Genomic DNA, 18,128 nt, shown 5'->3' with positions numbered 1-18,128 from the left:
CAAAGCAAATTAGAAGGTTTTCTTTTGCGCCCTCTGCGTACCCTTTGCGTCCTCTGCGTCCGGCAGTTTGGTTTTTCCCCGGCAAGTCCGCTCACCGGTACTCGACAAGTTCCATCGTCAGCGTCCCCCCCGCGATGAACTTCGTCGGCGAGCGTTCCACGCGTTCGAGCTTGACCAGTCCCACGCCCGCGCAGTACCACTCGCGGGTGGTGAAGGGCACGCCGCGCACCGCGAACAGCTCGTCGACGTAGAGGTGGATCTCGCCCGTGCCGTCCACGCGCAGGCAGTCGGCGAAGCGCCCCGCCCGCGTCTCGACCGGTGCATCGAGCTGCGCGATGCGGTACTTCATGGGCAGGCTGCGGTAGCGCGCCAGGTGCCGCAGCTCGGGCGGGAATTCATTGCGCCGGCGCAGCACGTAGGTGGTGGTCTCGGCTTCCCATTGCGTGCCGATCGCATAGGGCTTCTTCAGCACGTAGCGGGAGGCGGCGTCGCTGCGCGGCGCGGGATCCAGCGGCCCCTGCATCGCGACGCGGTACACGCCCGTGTCGTCGCGCCGCAGCCAGTAGGCGACGCCCGTGCTGCTGGTGCGCTTCCAGGCGGTGCCGCCGGCGGCGTCGGAAGCGCCGCGGGCGCGCAGCACCAGCGACTCGGTCTGCGGGTCCGCCGCACCGTCGTCGTAGGTGGTGGTGAGCTGGTAGCGCCAGTGCCGCCCCTCCTCCAGCGGGAAGAACGGCTCCTGCGGGGTGCCGCCGCAAGCTGCGAGCAGCAGCAGCAGCGCGATGCCGGCCAGCGCGCGCATCACTTCTCCGGCAGCTGCGGGACCGGCAGGTCGCGGATGCGCACTTCCTGCTCGTCCGCGCCCGGCTGCAGCCAGCTCGCGAAGCCGCGGCCGCGGCCGCCGCGCGCTTCCGCCGTCCCCATCTGGCTGACGCCGTCGCGGCCCTTCTTCAGGCCCTCGTTGATCTGCTCGTGCAGCTTGCGGTCGTAGGCGAGGCGGTAGGCCCGCGGCTGCCGTTCCGCCACGCCGTCGTGCAGCGGACGCACCCACAGGTACAGCGCGCCCTTCTGGTTGGCGTTGGGTTCCTCCACCATCGCCGCGACCATCACGAAGCGCTCCGGCAGCGCGTCGGCGCTCGGCATGCCCAGCAGCGCATGGACCGCCTCGTGGCCGAAGAAGTACAGGACCGTGGCGCCGAGTGCGAGCCCGGCCTTCAGCCAGCGCGGCCAGGGCGACCACAGCAGCGCCAGCACGGCGATCAGCACGAGCGCGGCGTAGGCGAGGACGAGGGCGAGGGACATGCGGTTTTCAGATGCGCTTGACCAGCGCCTTGGGCATGGTGTTGATGTTCGTGGCGCCGCCGTCGGCCTGCACGGTGAAGCGCACCATCGTCACTTCCGTGCCCGGCCCCGCGAGCGTCTGCGTGCCGTGGAACACCACCTCGGCACGCGGATTCACCTTCACCACCGACACCGTCGCGGCCACGGGGCCGCCCGCGCCGGGCTCGGTCCGCTGGTTCTTGCTGCCGTCGTAGTAGTGCACGTTGACGACGTACTCGCCGGGCGCGATGCCGCGCAGCGTCACCACCTCCTGGTTGATCGGGTTCACGATGCGGCGGCCGTCCACGACGATGGTGTCGTTGGAGACGCCGCGGTCGTCGCGGTCCAGGTGCAGCAGGCCGGCCTCGCGCTGGCGGAACCAGACCACGTCGCCGTTCGGCCCCTGCACCCACGCATCGAGGTCGTTCGGGTCGTTGTCCGGCCAGGAGAGCGTGACGATGTATTCGGCCTTGGCCGGCACGTCGCCCGCCTTGGTCTTCTGCGGGTTCATCGCCAGCAGCGCGACGATGAAGCAGAACACGAAGGCGATGAGCATGTTGAACAACATGTCGTAGAACGGGTCGACCTCCGGCTCGCGGCTGGCGCGGCGGCTGCGGCGCATCTCACGCTCCCGTGGAGTGCCGCAGCCCCTGGCGCTGCGCCTGCGCCACCAGGTCGTCGGCGAAGCGGTCCAGGCGCGTGAGCTGCAGTCCGAGCAGGATGTTGCCGACCAGTCCGACCATCGTGGTCAGCAGCGCCACGCCCAGGCCCGTGGTCAGGGCCCGCAGCAGCTGCGCCGACTGCGCCGGATCGAAATTCTGGATGTTGCCGATTTCCAGCGCCAGCACCGAGAAGCCGATCACCTTGCCGAGCAGCCCGAGCTTGAGCTGGATGCCGTTGACCCACCACGCCGTGCCGTGCGGGCCGTGCGTGCGTTCCAGCAGCAGGTCCAGCGGGGCGGATTCGTCGCGCGGCGCCGCGGCGAGGTCGCGCCAGTACTCGGCGGCCCAGCCCTCCTCGCGCGATCGCATGGCGGCGTGCTGGCGGGCGAGCTCGCGCGCGCGCATGCCGCTCCACGCCGTGGACGCCGCGAAGATCACGATGATCACGAAGGTGATGCCCGTCGGGTCCGCGTGCAGCAGCAGTTGCCACACGCCGCGCACGCCGAGCAGCCAGGCGGCGAAGGCGAACATGCCGGCCAGCGTGAGCCACTCCAGCCAGAGCGGTTCCACCGGCACGCCTGCGGGCCGGGGCAGCGCGAGGGTTCTCATGGCGGGCCTCCTCCTTGCGGGCGGCGCGCGGCGCCGCGTTGCGGGTCGTAGCCCCACAGGGCCAGCGCGAAGAAGGCGACGGTGCAGCCCGCGGCCACCGCGAGGCTCAGGCCCAGCGCCTGCCCGTAGAGGGCGAAGCGCATCGCCTCCACCGCGTGGGTGAAGGGGTTGAACTGCGCGATGGCGTGCACGATCCACGCGCCCGATTCCTGCAGCTTCCACAGCGGATACAGCGCGGTGCTGAGGAAGAACATCGGGAAGATCACGAAGTTCATCGTGCCGGCAAAGTTCTCCAGCTGGCGCACGTACACCGAGAGCACGAGCCCGAGCGCGCCCAGCATCAGCGCCGCCAGCAGGAAGACCAGCAGCGCCAGCGGCACGTGGCGCCATTCCAGGTCGATGCGGAACACCCAGGCCGCCAGCAGGAAGGCGAGCATCTGCGCCATGGTGAGCGTGGCACCCCCGAGCAGCTTGCAGGCCAGGATCCACCAGCGCGGCAGGGGCGCCGTGAGCAGCAGCCGCATCACGCCCATCTCGCGGTCGTACACCATGGCGAGCGAACTCTGCATGCCGTTGAACAGCGCCACCATCCCGAGCAGGCCCGGCACCAGGTACACGCGGTACTCGATGTAGGTGTCGTAGGGCGGCGCGATCGCCACGCCGAACACGTTCTGGAAACCCGCGGCGAACACGAGCAGCCACAGCAGCGGCCGCACCAGCGCCGACATCAGCCGCCCCGGCTGCCGGGCGAAGCTTTGCAGCTCGCGGCCGGCCACCGCGCGCAAGGCCCGCAGCGCGTGCGCGGCCTTCACGAACGCCGCCCTCGCAACGGCACGAGCTGTCTTCGTAGGCTGGCGGTGGAGCGAAGCGAAACCCCAGCGATCCTTCCACTGCCAAGGGCGAAGCGCTGGGGTTCGCGCGGCTCACCTTCGGCGGCCGCCGGCCGCCCCAGCCTACGGGACCCACGCGCCGCAAGGGCGAAAAGTGCGCGCAGTGCGTCGGGCACGTTCATCCTGCCTTGCACCCGGTTTCGGGCGCGTCGTAGCCGAGCGTGTCGAGCGCGATGCGCGGGTGCAGGAAACCCTCCAGCGGCGCCATGTCGGCCACGCCGCCCCCGTGCGCCAGCAGCAGCGGCTGGCGCAGCTGCCCGTCCCAGCCGCGGAAGGTGAGGCGCTGGCCCTTGTAGCCGTCCACCGCCACCGCGCCCTGGCGCAGCGCCTGCACCTGCTGCGCGATGCCCGCCTTGACGTACGCACTGGCCACCTCCGCCGCGCAGCGCGCCGCCATCCAGGTGGCCCAGTCGTAGCCGGTCATCGTGCGGCTGGCGCGGCGCAGGAAGCGGCGCGTGAGCTGCGGCGCACCGTTGCGCTCGTGGAAGGGACTCCAGGCCTGGGCCACCAGCCCGTTGCTGCCCAGCACGGGCCGCGGCAGCACGGTGCGGTAAGGCACTTCCGAGGCGAACTCGCCCTGCGCATCGAGCACCACCACCGCGTCGTAGTCGCGGTCGGACGTGAGCAGGCGCACGTTGCCCAGGTCGCGCTCGCGCGGGTCGTTGGAAAGCTTGAAGGGACGTTCGGCGATCGGCCGCAAGGCGAAGCGCCTGGCGCTGCGCTGCCACGCGGCCTGCAGCAGGCGGTCGCCGGGCGTCGGGCCGACCAGCACCAGCGGCCGGTTCCACTTGCGCGCGACCAGCAGTTGCGCGATGGCGTCCATCTGCATCGCGTGGCTGGGAAGCGTGTGCAACAGGTTCGCGGCGCACTGCGCGGCGCGCAGCACGTCCTCCGGCGCGGCGGCATTGAACAGCATCACCTCCCTGCCCTTCGCCGCCGCGGTCACCGCGGCGACGCCGGCGGCCGGCAGCTCCAGCACCACGTGCTGCACGCCCTGCTGCAGCAGTTGCTGCAGCGACGCGGGCAAGGCAGCGCCGGTGGGGGCCTCCAGCGCAACGAGCTGCCCGCTGCTGCGGCCGGCCAGCTGCAGGGTGACGAGGCTGTCGTTCAAAGCGATCTGCGCGGCGGGCTCGGAGCGTCCGCCCGGCGCGTCGGGAAAGCCCCGCAGCAGCGTCTGCGGCGAATAGCGCTCGTCGTCGCCCTGCGTCAGCAGGCCCAGGCGGAACGGCGGCTGCGGCTGCGCGCGCAGGGGCAGGCAGGCCGCGGCGCCCGCGAGCAGCAGCGCGCGGCGCGAGGCACGGACCGTGCGCGTCCCCTCAGTCATCGATCACCACGCCGTACGGCACGCGGCCGACCTTCAGCGTCTTGATCCCCTTCATCGCCTCGGTGTCGACGATGGTGAGGTCGTCGGACAGGCCGTTGGCCACGTACAGGCGCTTGCCGTCGCGCGACACCGCCAGGCCCCACGCACGCTTGCCCACCAGGATGTAGCCCTTGACGTTGCGGGTGGCCACATCGACCACCGCGACGTGGTTCGCGCGGCCCAGGCCCACGTAGGCGGTCTTGCCGTCCGGTGCCAGCGCCATGCCGACCGGCGTGACGTCCTCGCGCCGCATGCCCTGGGGCAGGAAGTTGATGGTGGCCTGCACCGTGTGGTCGCTGGTGCGGATCACGCTCACGCTGCCATCGAGCTCGCTGCTCACCCACAGCTCGCCGGCGGGCATGAGCAGGAAGCGCCGCGGCCGCTTGCCGACCGGCACGTTCTTCACCACCTTGCGGGCCGCCGTGTCGATCACGTGCACCACGCTGGCCACCTCGGAGGTGACGTAGACCAGCTTGCCGTCCGCGCTGACCTTCACGCCCTCGGGCTCGCCGCCCACCTTGACCTCGAAGGCCTTCTTGCGGGTGGCGAGGTCGAAGGCGGTGAGCGCCGAGTCCTCCTCGTTGGAGACGTACATCATCTTGCCGTCGGGACTGAGGTCGAAGGCTTCCGGGTCCTCGCCGACATCGAGCTTGGCGACCGTCTTGCCGGTGGCGATGTCCCAGATCAGCACGCGATGCTCGTCGCTGCAGGCGATGTACAGCTGCGTGCGATCCGGCGTGAGCTGCATGTGCCGCGGCCGCTTGCACACGGCCGGCGAAGAGACGATCTCGGACTTCGCGGAGTCGATGATGGCGATGGCGTTGTCCTTCTCGGACGAGACGAAGATGCGGCCGGTGTCTTTGGCGTGCGCCGTGGCGGTGCAGGCAGATACGAAGACCAACAGCCGGACGCAGAGGACGCAAAGGGTACGCAGAGGACGCAAAGAAGACATCAAGGGAATTTCTTTTGCGCTCTCTGCGTACCCTTTGCGTCCTCTGCGTCCGGACTCCTTGCAGTTCTCGCTCTCAAGCAGCTTCAGCTTTCGCATTCTTGTCTCCTCCAGTGAGTTGCAGGAAGGCCGCCTGCAGCGTCGGCGCGGACTGGGCTTCGCGCAGGGCCGCGGCGGTGCCGTCGAAGCGCACCTTGCCCTTGTGCAGCACGATCACGCGCTGCGCGCGTTCGGCCTCGTCGACCAGGTGCGTGGCCCACAGCACGCCCAGGCCGCGTTCGGCGCGGGCCTGCAGCACTTCGTCGACGAGCTGGGCGCGCGAGGCCGGATCCAGGCCCACGGTGGCCTCGTCCATCAGCAGCAGGCGCGGCTCGTGCAACAGCGCCCGCACCAGTTCGACCTTGCGCCGGTTGCCGCCGGAGAGTTCGCGCGCCGGTTGCGCGGCCACCGGCGTGAGGCCGAAGCGCTCCAGCAGGGCGTCGATGCGCGGGCGCGAGATCGCACCCGGCAGGCCGTGCAGGTCGGCGTGGAACTTCAGGCTGGCCCGCACCGACAGGTTCAGGTCCAGCGCGGGCTGCTGGAACACCACCCCGAGCTGCGCCAGCGCGCGCACCGGGTCGCGCCGCATGTCGGCGCCCAGCACCTCGACGCTGCCGCTGTCGGCGACGAACAGGCCGGTGAGCAGCTGGAACAGCGTCGTCTTGCCGGCGCCGTTCGGCCCCAGCAGCGCCACCATCTCGCCGGCGCGCACCTGCAGCGACACGCCGTCCAGCGCCTGGGTGCGGCCATAGCGTTTGGAGACTTCGCGGCAGGCGAGGACGGGGGCGGCGGCGTCCACGTCACTCCGCATGCGAGGGCACGATGCCGAGGCGCGCGAGCAGCTGGCGCTCGCGCGCGGTCACGTCCTGCACGAAGCGGCCGTAGTCCGCGGTGTTCAGGTACTCGGGTTCCTGGTCGTACTTCGCGATTTCCTGCAGGTGGACCGGGTCGAACAGCGCGGTGCGGAAGGCATCGTGCAGCCTGCGGATGATGGCGCGGTCCACCGCGGCCGGCGCGCCGATGCCGTAGGGCGAGGTGTAGACCGCCTGCGGATGCCCCAGCTCGCGCAGCGTCGGCACCTGCGGCCAGCGCTTGCTGCGCTGCGCGTTGAAGGTGGCCAGCAGGCGCAGCTTGCCGGTCTCGACATAGGGGGCGAAGCCGGTGGAATTGACGCCCACCATCAGGGTCTTGGTGGCCACCGCCAGCATCTGGTCCGCCGTGCCCTTGTACGGCACGTGGATGTAGGTGACGCCCTCGCGCGAGAGCACGTCCTCCATCGCCAGGTGCGCGGTGCTGCCGATGCCGGTGGAGCCCACGGTGAGGCTGCCGGGGTGTTCCCGCCCCCAGGTCACCATCTCGCCGAAGGTCTGGAAGGGGCTGTCGGCCGGCACCACGATGCCGAAGGTGACGCCGGAGATCTGGATCACCGGCGTGATGTCGCGCAGCGGATCCCACGGCACCTTGCGCTGCAGCGGCGCGCGGTACAGCGTGAGGGGGAGCTGGCCGATCGTGTAGCCGTCCGGCGCGGCGGCGCGCAGCGCGGGGCCGACCAGCGTGCCGGCGGCGCCCGGCTTGTTGTCGATGACGATGCTCTGACCGAGCTGCTTGCCTGCCAGGTCGGCCAGGATGCGCATGGTGATGTCGGTCTGGCCGCCGGCGGGCCAGGGCACGATCAGCGTGATCGGCCGGGCGGGCCAGGCCGCCGGCTGCGCCAGCGCCAGGGCCGGACAGGCCACGAGGCTGGCGCAGGCGCCCAGCACGGTGCGCCGGCGCAGTGCGGCGCGGCGATGCTCATCATCCATGTCTGCCTCCCCTTGCCTTTAGCGCGCCAGCAGCAGCAGCGCGATGAGCACCACCACCCCGAACGCGATCCACACCCACAGCGGCATGCGCCGGCCCGCCGGCTCGCCCAGCGGCGACACCGGCAGCGGCGCGGCCGCGGCGGCCGCATACGCGTCGGGGTGGCGCCGCTGCATTTCCTCGTCGAAACGACGGAAGAAATCGTCGGCCATGGAACGGGCCACGCCGTCCACCAGCCGCTGGCCCACCTGGGCGATCTTGCCGCCCACCTGGGCCTTCGCGGTGTAGTTCAGCTCGCACCCCGCGCCTTCCGTGGGCGGCGCCAGGTTCACCTGCGCGCTGCCCTTGCCGAAGCCCGCCGCGCCGCCATTGCCCTCGAACGTGAGCGTGTAGCTGTTGGGCGCCATCACGTCCTGCAGGTGGATCCTGCCGGCGAAGCGCGCGGCCACCGGGCCGACCTTCACCCCCATGCCGATCGCGTACTGGTTGTCGCCCGCGGGTTCGACCTTGTCGCAGCCGGGGATGCAGACCTTGAGCACCTGCGGATCGTTCAGTGCATCCCAGGCCTGCTGCTGGGTCACGGCGAGGTGACGGGTGCCTTGCATTTCCATTGTTGTCGTTCTCTCCAGGTCCCTAGCGAGCGAGCAGCGCGGCGAGGCTCGCGGCGAGCTCTTCCAGCTTGCTCAGGTTGTGCACCGCGAGCATCCCGTGCGCATGCCGGTGCAGCACGGCCGCCCCGCGCGCGAGCGGAGCATAGCCCTCGAAGCGCAGCAGCGGGTTGAGCCACAGCAGCCGGCGGCAGCGGTGCGTCAGCCAGTCCAGTTCGCGTGCCAGGTCCTCCGGCTCGCCGGTATCGAGGCCGTCGCTGATGATCATCACCAGGCTGCGGCGCCCGACCAGCCGGCGTGCATGGCGTTGCCGCAGCGTGGCCAGCGATTCGCCCAGGCGCGTGCCGCCGGCGAAATCGTCGATCCTGGCGCTGGCGGCGGCCAGCATCGCGTCGGTGTCGCCGAGGCGGAAGGCCGGCGTGAGGTCGGTGAGGTGCGTGCCGAAGGCGAACACGTCGCGGCGGCGATGGGCGCGCGTGGCCGCATGCAGGAAGGCGAGCAGCAGGCGCGCGTAGCGTTCCATGGAGCCCGAGATGTCCACCAGCACCAGCAGCGGCAATGGTTCGCGGCTGCGCTGCATGCGCCGCAGCACCATCAGCTCGCCGCCGGTGTGGGCGGCGTGGCGCATCGTGCGCGCCCAGTGCAGCTGCTTGCCGCGCATGCCGGGCCGCATGCGGCGCATCTCGATCTCCGGCACCGGCATCGCGACATCGCGCGCGAGCCTCTCGACCAGGTGGAACTCGCTGGCGGACAGGGAGTTGAAGTCCGCATGCTTCAGGCGCGCCAGCGCGCTGGCCGTCATCGCGGCATCGAACTCCACTTCCTGGTCCGGCTTGCGCTCGGCACCGCCGAAGCGCTTCTGCGGCGACAGGGCCTCCGCCACGCGGGGGCGCCGCTGCGGCCTGGGCGCGCTCTTCTGCGAGGGCAGCATCTGCGCAAGCAGCTTGTGCGCCAGCTCCGGGTCGCGGAAATAGGCCTCGAACAGCTCGCGGAACACGGCGCGCTCCTGCTCGCGCGTCACCAGCACCGCCTCCATCGCCGCGCCGAGATCGCCCTTGTCGTCCACGCCGACCAGTTGCGCGGCCTCCTGCGCCAGCGCGATGCGCGCGCTGTCCACGCGCAGGCCGGCCCGGCGCAAGGCGCGGCCGAAGCCCGCGATGTTGTCCGCGAGCTTGCCGGTGCGTGCGTCGCCGAGGGTCGTCATGGGCGCACGCTGCCGCCTCAGGCCGGCTCGGCCTCGGGCTTGAGGAGCTCGGCCGCAAGTTCCTGCGTGAGCGCCGCCACGTCCTCGCGCTGCTTGAACAGGATGCCGGCGGTGTCGGTCACCACTTCCGGATCGAGCGTGAGCGTGTCCAGGGCGACCAGGGCCTTGGCCCATTCCACGCTCTCGGCGATGCCGGGCGCGCGCTGGAACGCATTGGCGAAGGGCTGGCTGCGCAACCGGCCGACGAACTGCGCGACCTGCCGCGAGAGCGCCTCGCTCGCCTCGGGCACGCGGGCGCGGACGATCGCCAGTTCGCGGTCGCGCTCCGGGTATTCCAGCCAGTGATAGAGGCAGCGGCGCTTCACCGCGTCGTTCAGCTCGCGCGTGCGGTTGCTGGTGAGGATGGTGACCGGCGTGGCACGGGCGCTGATGGTGCCGATCTCCGGGATGCTGACCTGGTACTCGCCCAGATACTCCAGCAGGAAGGCCTCGAAGGGTTCGTCGGCGCGGTCGACTTCGTCGATCAGCAGCACGGCGCCGGGCTCGGGGGCCTGCAGCGCCTGCAGCAGCGGCCGGCGGATCAGGTAGCGGTCCTGGTAGACCTCGCGCTCGATCTGTTCGGCGCTCTCGCGGCCTTCGGCGGCGCGCATGTGCAGCAGCTGCGCGGCGTAGTTCCACTCGTAGAGCGCCTCGCGCAGCTCCAGCCCGTCGTAGCACTGCAGGCGCAGCAGCGTGCGCTGCAGGGCCACGGCCAGCGACTTGGCCAGCTCCGTCTTGCCCACGCCGGGCTCGCCTTCGAGCAGCAGCGGGCGCTGCAGCTTGAGCGCCAGGAAGACGGCGGTGGCCAGGCGCCGCTCGGCGAAGTAGCCGGCGGCTTGCAGGGCGTCCTGGAGGGCGGCGATGGAGGGGAAGGGCGATGCGCTCATGGAGTTCTGGTATTGGCTCCCTCCCCCTCCGGGGGAGGGCTCGAGTGGGGGCACTCCTGCTGCCGATTCAGCGCGCGGAGCGCCCCCACCCCGACCCTCCCCCGGAGGGGGAGGGAGGGAATCGCCGTCAGCCGCCCATTTGCGCGACCGCGCGCTGCGTCAGCACGGAGATCAGGTTGGCCCGGTACTCCGCGCTGCCGTGCAGGTCGCCCGAGAGCGCGCCCGCGTCGATCTTCACCGCCGCAGCCGAGGCCTGCGTGAAGCTCTTGCCCAGCGCCTGCTCCAGCCCCTGGTGCCGGAACACGCCGCTGCCGCCGCCCGTGACCGCGACGCGCACGCCGCTGTCGGTCTGCGCGACCAGCACGCCGACCAGCGCGAAGCGCGAGGCGGGCTGCCGGAACTTCTGGTAGGCCGCGCGCTTCGGGATGGGGAAGCTCACCGCCGTGACCAGTTCGCCTTCGTTGAGCGCCGTGGTGAACAGGCCCTGGAAGAAGTCGTCGGCCGCGATCTTGCGCTGCGTGGTCTGCACCGTGGCGTTCAGCCCCAGCACCGCCGCGGGATAGTCCGCCGCCGGGTCGTTGTTGGCAACCGAGCCGCCGATGGTGCCCATGGCCCGCACCTGGCGGTCGCCGATGGTGCCCACGAGCTCCGCCAGCGCGGGGATGGCCGACTTGACGTCGGCACTGGCCGCGACGTCGGCATGCCGCGTCATCGCGCCGATCACGATGTTGTTGCCCTCGCGCCGGATGCCCGCCAGCTCGGGGATGCCGCCCAGGTCGACCAGCTGCTCGGGGTTCGCCAGCCGCAGCTTCATGGACGCCAGCAGGGTCTGGCCGCCGGCCAGCACCTTGACATTGCCGGCCTGCGCGGCGCGCTGCGCATCGGCCACCGAGGTGGGACGTTCGAAGGTGAATGTGTACATGGATCTTGTCTCCTTCGTGTTCGTTCAGGGCTTGGCGGCCTGGATGGCTTCCCACACGCGCCGCGGGGAGGCGGGCATGTCGAGGTCCTTCACGCCGAGGTCGCGCAGCGCATCGAGCACCGCGTTGATCACCGCCGGCGGCGAGCCGATGGCCCCCGCTTCGCCGCAGCCCTTGGTGCCCAGCGGGTTGTGCGTGCAGGGCGTGCAGACCGTGTCGAGCGTGAACTTCGGGAAGTCGTCGGCGCGCGGCATGGTGTAGTCCATGAAGGAGCCGGTCATCAGCTGGGCGGTCTCGCGGTCGTACACGCAGTTCTCCATCAGCGCCTGGCCGATACCCTGCACCAGCCCGCCGTGCACCTGGCCCTCGACGATCATCGGGTTGATGATGGTGCCGAAGTCGTCCACCGCCGTGAAGCGGTCCAGGCGCACGCGGCCGGTGGCGGGGTCGACTTCCACCTCGCAGATGTAGGTGCCGGCCGGGAAGGTGAAGTTGGTCGGGTCGTAGAACGCGGTCTCGTTCAGGCCCGGCTCCAGCTTGTCGAGCGGATAGTTGTGCGGCACGTAGGCCGTCAGCGCCACCTGGCCGAAGGTCACCTTCTTGTCGGTGCCCTTGACGCGGAACTCGCCGTCGGCGAATTCGACGTCGCCGTCGCCCGTCTCCATCAGGTGGGCCGCGATCTTCTTGGCCTTGGCCTCGATCTTGTCCAGCGCCTTCATGATCGCCGCGCCGCCGACCGAGATCGAGCGCGAGCCGTAGGTGCCCATGCCGAAGGGCACGCGGCCGGTATCGCCGTGCACCACGTCCACGTTCTCGACCGGGATGCCCAGGCGCGCCGCCACCACCTGCGCGAAGGTGGTCTCGTGGCCCTGCCCGTGGCTGTGCGAGCCGGTGAACACCGTGACGCTGCCGGTGGGATGCACGCGGATCTCGCCGCATTCGAACAGGCCGGCGCGCGCGCCGAGCGCGCCCGCGATGTTCGACGGCGCGATGCCGCAGGCCTCGATGTAGCTGCTGTAGCCCAGCCCGCGCTTGAGGCCCTTCGCCTCGCTGTCCTTGCGGCGCTGCTCGAAGCCCTTGACGTCGGCCAGCGCCTTGGCCTTGAACAGCGCGCCATGGTAGTCGCCGGTGTCGTACTGCAGCGCGACGGGCGTCTGGTACGGGAACTGGGTGATGTAGTTGCGTTCGCGGATCTCGTCCTGCGGCAGTCCCATCTCCCAGGCCGCGCGCGTGACGATGCGCTCCAGCAGGTAGGTGGCCTCGGGGCGGCCCGCGCCGCGGTACGCGTCGACCGGCGTGGTGTTGGTGAACCAGGCGTCCACTTCCACGTAGACCTGCGGCGTCGTGTACTGGCCGGCCAGCAGCGTCGCGTAGAGGATGGTCGGCACTGCGCTGGCGAAGGTGGAGAGGTACGCGCCCAGGTTGGCGTCGGTGTGCACCCGCAGCGCGAGGAACTTGCCCTGGCTGTCCAGCGCCAGTTCCGCGTGCGTCACGTGGTCGCGGCCGTGCGCGTCGGAGACGAAGGCCTCGCTGCGGTCGCAGGTCCACTTGATCGCGCAATTGAGCTGCTTGGACGCCCAAGTCAGCGCCACGTCCTCGGCGTACAGGTAGATCTTGGAGCCGAAGCCGCCGCCGACGTCCGGCGCGATCACGCGCACCTTGTGCTCGGGCAGGCCCAGCACGAAAGCCGTCATCAGCAGGCGTTCGACGTGCGGGTTCTGGTTGGCGACGTACAGCGTGTATTCGTCGCTGGCGCGGTTGAACGCGGCGACCACCGCGCGCGGCTCCATCGGGTTGGCCACCAGGCGGTTGTTGACGAGATCCAGCTTCGTGACGTGGTGCGCCTTGGCGAACACGGCATCGACCGCGTTCCTGTCGCCGATGGCCCACTTGTAGCAGCGGTTGTCGGGCGCGATGTCGTGCAGCGCGGTGCCCTTGGCGGCGTCGCGCACGTCCGCCACGGCGGGCAGCACGTCGTAGTCCACTTCGACCGCCTCGGCCGCATTGCGCGCCTGCTCCAGCGTGTCGGCCACGACCATGGCGACGTGGTCGCCCACGTAGCGCACCTTGCCCTGCGCCAGCACGGGGTGCGGCGGCTCCTTCATCGGCGTGCCGTCGGTGCTGGTGATCAGCCAGCCGCAGGGCAGGCCGTTCATCTTGCCGGCGACGTCCTGCCCGGTGAACACCCTGGCGACGCCCGGCATCCCAGCGGCGCGCGAGGTGTCGATGCCGCGGATGTTGGCATGCGCGTGCGGGGAGCGCACGAACACCGCGTAGCGCTGGTTCGGCAGGTTGATGTCGTCGGTGTACTGGCCGGAGCCCGTGAGGAAGCGGTAGTCCTCCTTGCGGCGGACCGCCTCGCCGATGTGCGGCAGCTTGGCGAAATCGGATGCACCCATGGCTTGTCTCCTTCTTGTCTGGACTGCGCTGCTCAGGCCTTGGATGCCATCGCCGCCTGGCCCTGCTGGACCGCCTTGACGATGTTCTGGTAGCCGGTGCAGCGGCACAGGTTGCCATCGAGCTGCTCGCGGATCTGTTCCTCGCTCGCGTTGGGGGTGTTCTTGCACAGGTCGAGCGCGCTCATCACCATGCCGGGCGTGCAGAAGCCGCACTGCAGGCCATGGCATTCCTTGAAGGCGGCCTGCATGGGGTGCATCGTTCCGTCGGCCTGGGCCAGGCCCTCGATGGTGGTGATCTCGGCGCCCGGATGCTGCAGTGCAAGGGTGTTGCAGGACTTGATGGCGCGGCCGTCGACGATGACGGTGCAGGCGCCGCACTGCGCCGTGTCGCAGCCGACGTGGGTGCCGGTCAAGCGCAGGTGTTCTCGGATCGCCGTGACCAGGAGGGTGTTCGGCGCGACGTCCAGTGACGCGGCCTTCCCGTTGACTTTGAATGAAACCAGCATGTAACTGTCTCCTGAGAAGGAACTCCGGGGATGGGCATTGTTGAATTGGGCATGGGGGCACTGGCTAGGCGAAACCCTAGGTTGGGTGGACACTGCAGCGAAATTCTCAATTTGGAACAGGCGCGGACAGGCTTGCGTCAGCGAGCCGCCGAACACTGTGCCCAGGAGACAAGGAGCGGCCCCCATGAACGTTCCAAGAACGACTGCGGCCCACGAGAGGCTGCAGCAGATCGAGCGCGCACGCCAGGCAGTGCTGGCCGAAGGGCGCTCCATGACCGATGTGATCGTCCAGGCGTGGTACGACAGCGCCTGGATCGAGCGCTCCTGGAACCGCTGCCTGCAAAGCGGCCAGCGCCCGGACGACCCCGTCGGCTTCGACGTCGTCGCGCCGCAGCACGCGCGGCGCGTGGAGGAAGCGAACCACACGCTGGCGGCGGCGGCGCGGCCGGTGCTCGAGCAGCTCGGCCGTGCGATCGCCAGCACGCGCTATTTCGCGATCCTCACCAACAAGGACGGCGTGGTGATCGACGCCCACGGCCCCATCGACGCCAGCGATCCGCGGGCCCAGGCCATCGCGCGCATCGGGGTGGACCTGTCCGAGCGCGCCGTCGGCACCACGGCGATCGGCGCGGCGCTGTCGGAGCTGCAGCCGGTGTGGCTGCACCGCGGCGAACATTTCTTCCAGGACACGAGCTGTTACAGCTGTGCCGGCGCGCCGCTGTTCGGGCCGGACGGCAAGTGCGTGGGCATGCTGGACCTGACCGGCATCGACGCCGCGGAGCGGCCCGAGCTGAAGCACCTGGTCGCGCAATCGGCGCGCAGCATCGAGAACGCGCTGACGCTCTCGCGCCCGCACAAGCTGGTGCTGCGCCTGAACTGGCCCGGCCGGCTGCTGGGCGACGACGACGACGGCATCGTCTGCCTCGACCGCGACGGCTGGGTGACGGGCAGCAACGGCGCCGCGCGCCAGATGCTCGCCGGCCTGGCCCACGTGGCCACCGGCGCCGTGCACTGCAGCGAGCTGTTCGCCCAGCCCTGGGAACCCCTGTACGACATCGCGCGGGCGAGCGAACACACGCCGGTGGAACTGCCCCTGTGGTCCGGCCTGCGGCTGTGCTGCCTGGCCCAGGCCGCGGGCGACCCGCGCGCCAGCGGCGGCTCGCGCCTGCCCCTGCGCGACATGGAGATCGCGCTGATCCGCAAGGCGGTGAACGACGCCCGCGGCAACGTGATGGAAGCCGCGCGCGCCCTGGGCATCAGCCGGGCGACGGTGTACCGGAAACTCTCGCAGAAGCCGCCGGCGCGTGACTGATTGCGTGTCCCCGCGCGGATGAGGGGAATGCGCCGGCGCGGCAAATCGTTCATGGTCCATATACTCCCCCCACCAGCTGGACCATGACGCACCTCCCCCGCGCCCTCGCCTTCGCCACCGCGATCCTCGCGGCCGGCATGCTCCACGCAGGGCAGGTCCGCGTGGCGGTGGCTGCCAACATGGCGGCGCCCCTGCAGAAGATCGCCGCCGACTTCGAGCGCGCCACCGGCCACGAAGTGGTGCCCGCGCTCGGTTCCACCGGCCGCTTCTACGCGCAGTTGCGCGGCGGCGCGCCCTTCGAGGTGCTGCTCGCCGCCGACGACGACATCCCCACGCGGCTGGAGCGCGAAGGCCTCGCCGTGCCGGGCAGCCGCTTCACCTACGCGGTGGGCCGCCTCGTGCTCTGGAGCCTCGACCCGCATGGGGTGGACCCGCAGGGCAACGTGCTCAAGCAGCTGCCGCGCGGCAAGCTCGCCATCGCCGATCCGCGCATCGCGCCCTACGGCGCGGCGGCCATGCAGACGCTCACGCACCTCGGCGTGCTCGCCGCCTGGCAGCCCGCCCTGGTGCAGGGCGAAAGCATCGGCCAGGCCTTCCAGTTCGTCGCCAGCGGCAATGCCTCCTACGGCTTCGTCGCGCTGTCGCAGGTGATGAGCGACGGCCGCATCGGCAGGGGCTCCGGCTGGATCGTCCCCGCGCACTACCACGCGCCGATCAAGCAGGACGTGGTGCTGCTCAATGGCGGGCGCACGAGCGCGGCCGCCCTCGCCTTCCTCGAGTACCTGAAGAGCGAGCCGGCCCGCGCGACGCTGCGCGGCTTCGGCTACGACGTCGGCAGGCACTGACCGACCCGGCGGATGCCCATCGCGCGCGAGGACCTGCAGGCGATCTGGCTCACGCTGAAGCTGGCGGGCTCGACGACCGTGCTGCTGCTGCTGCTGGCGGCCCCGCTCGCGTGGTGGCTCGCGCGCACCTCTTCGCGGCTGCGCGCGCCGGTCGCCGCGTTCGTCGCGCTGCCGCTGGTGCTGCCGCCGACGGTGCTCGGCTTCTACCTGCTCGTGGCCTTCGGCCCGCAGGGCTGGGGCGGGCAGTTCACGCAGGCCCTGGGGCTGGGGCTGCTGCCCTTCACCTTCGGCGGGCTGCTGCTCGGGTCCATCCTGTACTCGCTGCCGTTCGCGGTGCAGCCGCTGCAGGGCGCCTTCGAGGCGGTCGGCCGCCGGCCGCTGGAAGTGGCGGCGACCCTGCGCGCGGCGCCGCTGGACACCTTCTTCCACGTCGTGCTGCCGCTGGCGCGCGCCGGCATCGTGCAGGCCGCCGTGCTTACTTTCGCGCATACCGTGGGCGAATTCGGCGTGGTGCTGATGATCGGCGGCAACATCCCGCGGCAGACGCGCGTGGTCTCCACGCAGATCTACGGCCACGTCGAGGCGCTGGAATATGCGCAGGCGCACTGGCTCTCCGCCGGCATGGTGCTGTTCTCCTTCGCCGTGCTGCTGGCGCTGGCCCGCATGAACCGGCGCAGCACGCGCGTCGTGGGATGAGCCAGCCCATCGTCATCCGCACGGTGCTGGCGCGCGGCGGCTTCACGCTCGACGTGGACCTGGCCCTGCCCCCGCGCGGCATCACCGCGGTGTACGGCGCCTCGGGCTCGGGCAAGACGACCCTGCTGCGCTGCCTGGCCGGCCTCGAGCGGCCGCCGCAGGCCCGCATCGTGGTGCAGGGGCAGGTCTGGCAGGACAGCGGGGCCGGCGTCTTCCTGCCGCCCTGGCAGCGGCCCCTGGGCTACGTGTTCCAGGAACCCAGCCTGTTCGACCACCTGGACGTGCGCGGCAACCTCGCGTTCGCCCTCAAGCGCCGCGGCGGCGGCAGCGGCGGCTTCGACCTGCCCGCCCTGGCCTCGATGCTGGACATCGGCCACCTGCTGGCGCGCCGTCCCGACCAGCTTTCCGGCGGCGAGCGCCAGCGCGTTGCCATCGCCCGCGCGCTCGCCACCCAGCCCCGCATCCTGCTGCTGGACGAACCGCTGGCCGCGGTGGACGTGGCGCGCCGCAAGGAGATCCTGCCGTGGCTGGAGCGGCTGCGCGACGAACTGCACGTGCCGATGCTGTACGTGACGCACGCGGCCGACGAGGTCGCGCGGCTGGCGAGCCACCTCGTGGTGATGGAGTCGGGCCACTGCATCGCCGACGGTCCGCTGGCCGAGACGCTCGCGCGGGTGGACCTGCCGCTGCTGGCCGGCGAGGAGGCGGCCGCCCTGCTGGAAGGCGAGGTGGAGGAAGTCGACGCCCGCTGGCACCTCGCGCGGATCATGTTTGCCGGCGGCACGCTGTGGGTCAGCGACGCGGGCCTGAGCGCCGGGCGGCCCGTGCGGGTGCGCGTGCTGGCGCGCGACGTCAGCATCGTGCGCGAGCCGCCCCACGGCAGCAGCATCCAGAACGTGCTGCCCTGCCAGGTGCGGGCGATCGCGCCGGCGGGGCACCCGTCGCAGGTGACGGTGCAACTCGCCTGCGGGGCCTCGCTGCTGCTCGCGCGCGTCACGGCGCGGGCGGTGCACCAACTGAAGATCGAGGTGGGCGACCGCGTCTGGGCGCAGGTGAAGTCCGCGGCGCTGGTCGGCTGAAGGG

19 protein-coding genes are annotated in these 18,128 nt (G+C 70.9%); 4 read left to right on the top strand and 15 right to left on the bottom strand.

What is annotated here, in order from left to right; translation table 11 throughout:
* Nucleotides 1–91: 91 nt before the first annotated feature.
* From WG923_RS07145 to WG923_RS07075, 15 genes are all read right to left on the bottom strand, one after another.
* Entirely contained in the window at nucleotides 92–799 is a 708-nt protein-coding gene (locus WG923_RS07145) for a hypothetical protein (protein ID WP_340350257.1), read from the bottom strand.
* On the bottom strand, nucleotides 799–1,299 hold the full coding sequence (locus WG923_RS07140; RefSeq protein ID WP_340350256.1) for a hypothetical protein: 501 nt from the start codon (nucleotides 1,297–1,299) through the stop codon (nucleotides 799–801). Before WG923_RS07140 ends, WG923_RS07145 begins: the two co-directional genes overlap by 1 nt.
* A gap of 7 nt (nucleotides 1,300–1,306) precedes the next feature.
* A complete protein-coding gene (locus tag WG923_RS07135; protein ID WP_340350255.1) occupies nucleotides 1,307–1,939 on the bottom strand; it encodes a hypothetical protein in 633 nt (210 codons plus the stop codon).
* Between the two features lies 1 nt (nucleotide 1,940).
* Nucleotides 1,941–2,588: a hypothetical protein gene (locus tag WG923_RS07130; protein ID WP_340350254.1), complete on the bottom strand. Its 648-nt coding sequence runs from the start codon at nucleotides 2,586–2,588 to the stop codon at nucleotides 1,941–1,943.
* Nucleotides 2,585–3,400 carry an ABC transporter permease gene (locus WG923_RS07125; RefSeq protein WP_340350253.1) on the bottom strand — a complete coding sequence of 272 codons (816 nt, stop codon included), beginning with the start codon at nucleotides 3,398–3,400 and terminating at the stop codon, nucleotides 2,585–2,587. The genes WG923_RS07130 and WG923_RS07125 overlap by 4 nt, the downstream gene beginning before the upstream one ends.
* A 196-nt stretch (nucleotides 3,401–3,596) precedes the next feature.
* The gene (locus WG923_RS07120) at nucleotides 3,597–4,802 is read right to left on the bottom strand and encodes a branched-chain amino acid ABC transporter substrate-binding protein (RefSeq protein ID WP_340350252.1); all 1,206 of its coding nucleotides are present in this window, start codon (nucleotides 4,800–4,802) and stop codon (nucleotides 3,597–3,599) included.
* Nucleotides 4,795–5,793, bottom strand: coding sequence for a PQQ-dependent catabolism-associated beta-propeller protein (locus WG923_RS07115; RefSeq protein ID WP_445322903.1), 999 nt, complete (start codon nucleotides 5,791–5,793; stop codon nucleotides 4,795–4,797). Before WG923_RS07115 ends, WG923_RS07120 begins: the two co-directional genes overlap by 8 nt.
* A gap of 73 nt (nucleotides 5,794–5,866) precedes the next feature.
* The gene (locus WG923_RS07110) at nucleotides 5,867–6,640 is read right to left on the bottom strand and encodes an ABC transporter ATP-binding protein (protein WP_445322902.1); all 774 of its coding nucleotides are present in this window, start codon (nucleotides 6,638–6,640) and stop codon (nucleotides 5,867–5,869) included.
* On the bottom strand, nucleotides 6,630–7,631 hold the full coding sequence (locus WG923_RS07105) for a tripartite tricarboxylate transporter substrate binding protein (protein ID WP_340350249.1): 1,002 nt from the start codon (nucleotides 7,629–7,631) through the stop codon (nucleotides 6,630–6,632). Before WG923_RS07105 ends, WG923_RS07110 begins: the two co-directional genes overlap by 11 nt.
* 18 nt (nucleotides 7,632–7,649) lie before the next feature.
* The gene (locus tag WG923_RS07100) at nucleotides 7,650–8,240 is read right to left on the bottom strand and encodes a CoxG family protein (protein ID WP_340350248.1); all 591 of its coding nucleotides are present in this window, start codon (nucleotides 8,238–8,240) and stop codon (nucleotides 7,650–7,652) included.
* Between the two features lie 22 nt (nucleotides 8,241–8,262).
* Nucleotides 8,263–9,441, bottom strand: a complete 1,179-nt coding sequence (locus WG923_RS07095) for a vWA domain-containing protein (RefSeq protein ID WP_340350247.1) — start codon at nucleotides 9,439–9,441, stop codon at nucleotides 8,263–8,265.
* A gap of 17 nt (nucleotides 9,442–9,458) precedes the next feature.
* Nucleotides 9,459–10,367, bottom strand: coding sequence for an AAA family ATPase (locus WG923_RS07090; RefSeq protein WP_340350246.1), 909 nt, complete (start codon nucleotides 10,365–10,367; stop codon nucleotides 9,459–9,461).
* Nucleotides 10,368–10,494: 127 nt separating this feature from the next.
* Nucleotides 10,495–11,289, bottom strand: a complete 795-nt coding sequence (locus WG923_RS07085) for an FAD binding domain-containing protein (protein WP_340350245.1) — start codon at nucleotides 11,287–11,289, stop codon at nucleotides 10,495–10,497.
* 24 nt (nucleotides 11,290–11,313) lie between these two features.
* On the bottom strand, nucleotides 11,314–13,686 hold the full coding sequence (locus WG923_RS07080; RefSeq protein ID WP_340350244.1) for a xanthine dehydrogenase family protein molybdopterin-binding subunit: 2,373 nt from the start codon (nucleotides 13,684–13,686) through the stop codon (nucleotides 11,314–11,316).
* Between the two features lie 32 nt (nucleotides 13,687–13,718).
* Nucleotides 13,719–14,192, bottom strand: a complete 474-nt coding sequence (locus WG923_RS07075) for a (2Fe-2S)-binding protein (protein WP_340350243.1) — start codon at nucleotides 14,190–14,192, stop codon at nucleotides 13,719–13,721.
* Nucleotides 14,193–14,376: 184 nt separating this feature from the next.
* On the opposite strand from WG923_RS07075, the gene WG923_RS07070 reads away from it, so the two are divergent.
* The 4 genes from WG923_RS07070 to modC all read left to right on the top strand — a co-directional run bounded on the left by WG923_RS07070 (nucleotide 14,377) and on the right by modC (nucleotide 18,124).
* On the top strand, nucleotides 14,377–15,504 hold the full coding sequence (locus tag WG923_RS07070; protein WP_340350242.1) for a sigma-54-dependent Fis family transcriptional regulator: 1,128 nt from the start codon (nucleotides 14,377–14,379) through the stop codon (nucleotides 15,502–15,504).
* An 83-nt stretch (nucleotides 15,505–15,587) separates the two neighbouring features.
* Nucleotides 15,588–16,349, top strand: coding sequence for a molybdate ABC transporter substrate-binding protein (gene modA, locus WG923_RS07065; protein ID WP_340350241.1), 762 nt, complete (start codon nucleotides 15,588–15,590; stop codon nucleotides 16,347–16,349).
* Nucleotides 16,350–16,361: 12 nt separating this feature from the next.
* Entirely contained in the window at nucleotides 16,362–17,045 is a 684-nt protein-coding gene (modB, locus tag WG923_RS07060; RefSeq protein WP_340350240.1) for a molybdate ABC transporter permease subunit, read from the top strand.
* Nucleotides 17,042–18,124 (top strand): molybdenum ABC transporter ATP-binding protein, encoded by a 1,083-nt coding sequence (gene modC, locus WG923_RS07055; RefSeq protein WP_340350239.1) that lies wholly within the window; start codon nucleotides 17,042–17,044, stop codon nucleotides 18,122–18,124. Before modB ends, modC begins: the two co-directional genes overlap by 4 nt.
* The last annotated feature ends 4 nt before the right edge of the window (nucleotides 18,125–18,128 follow it).

It is taken from the genome of Ramlibacter sp. AN1133 (genome assembly GCF_037890035.1).
In the GTDB taxonomy this organism is placed as follows: Bacteria; Pseudomonadota; Gammaproteobacteria; order Burkholderiales; family Burkholderiaceae_C; genus Ramlibacter.
Note: the sequence above shows the minus strand (reverse complement) of the source record. Positions and strands in the feature narration are given on the sequence as shown.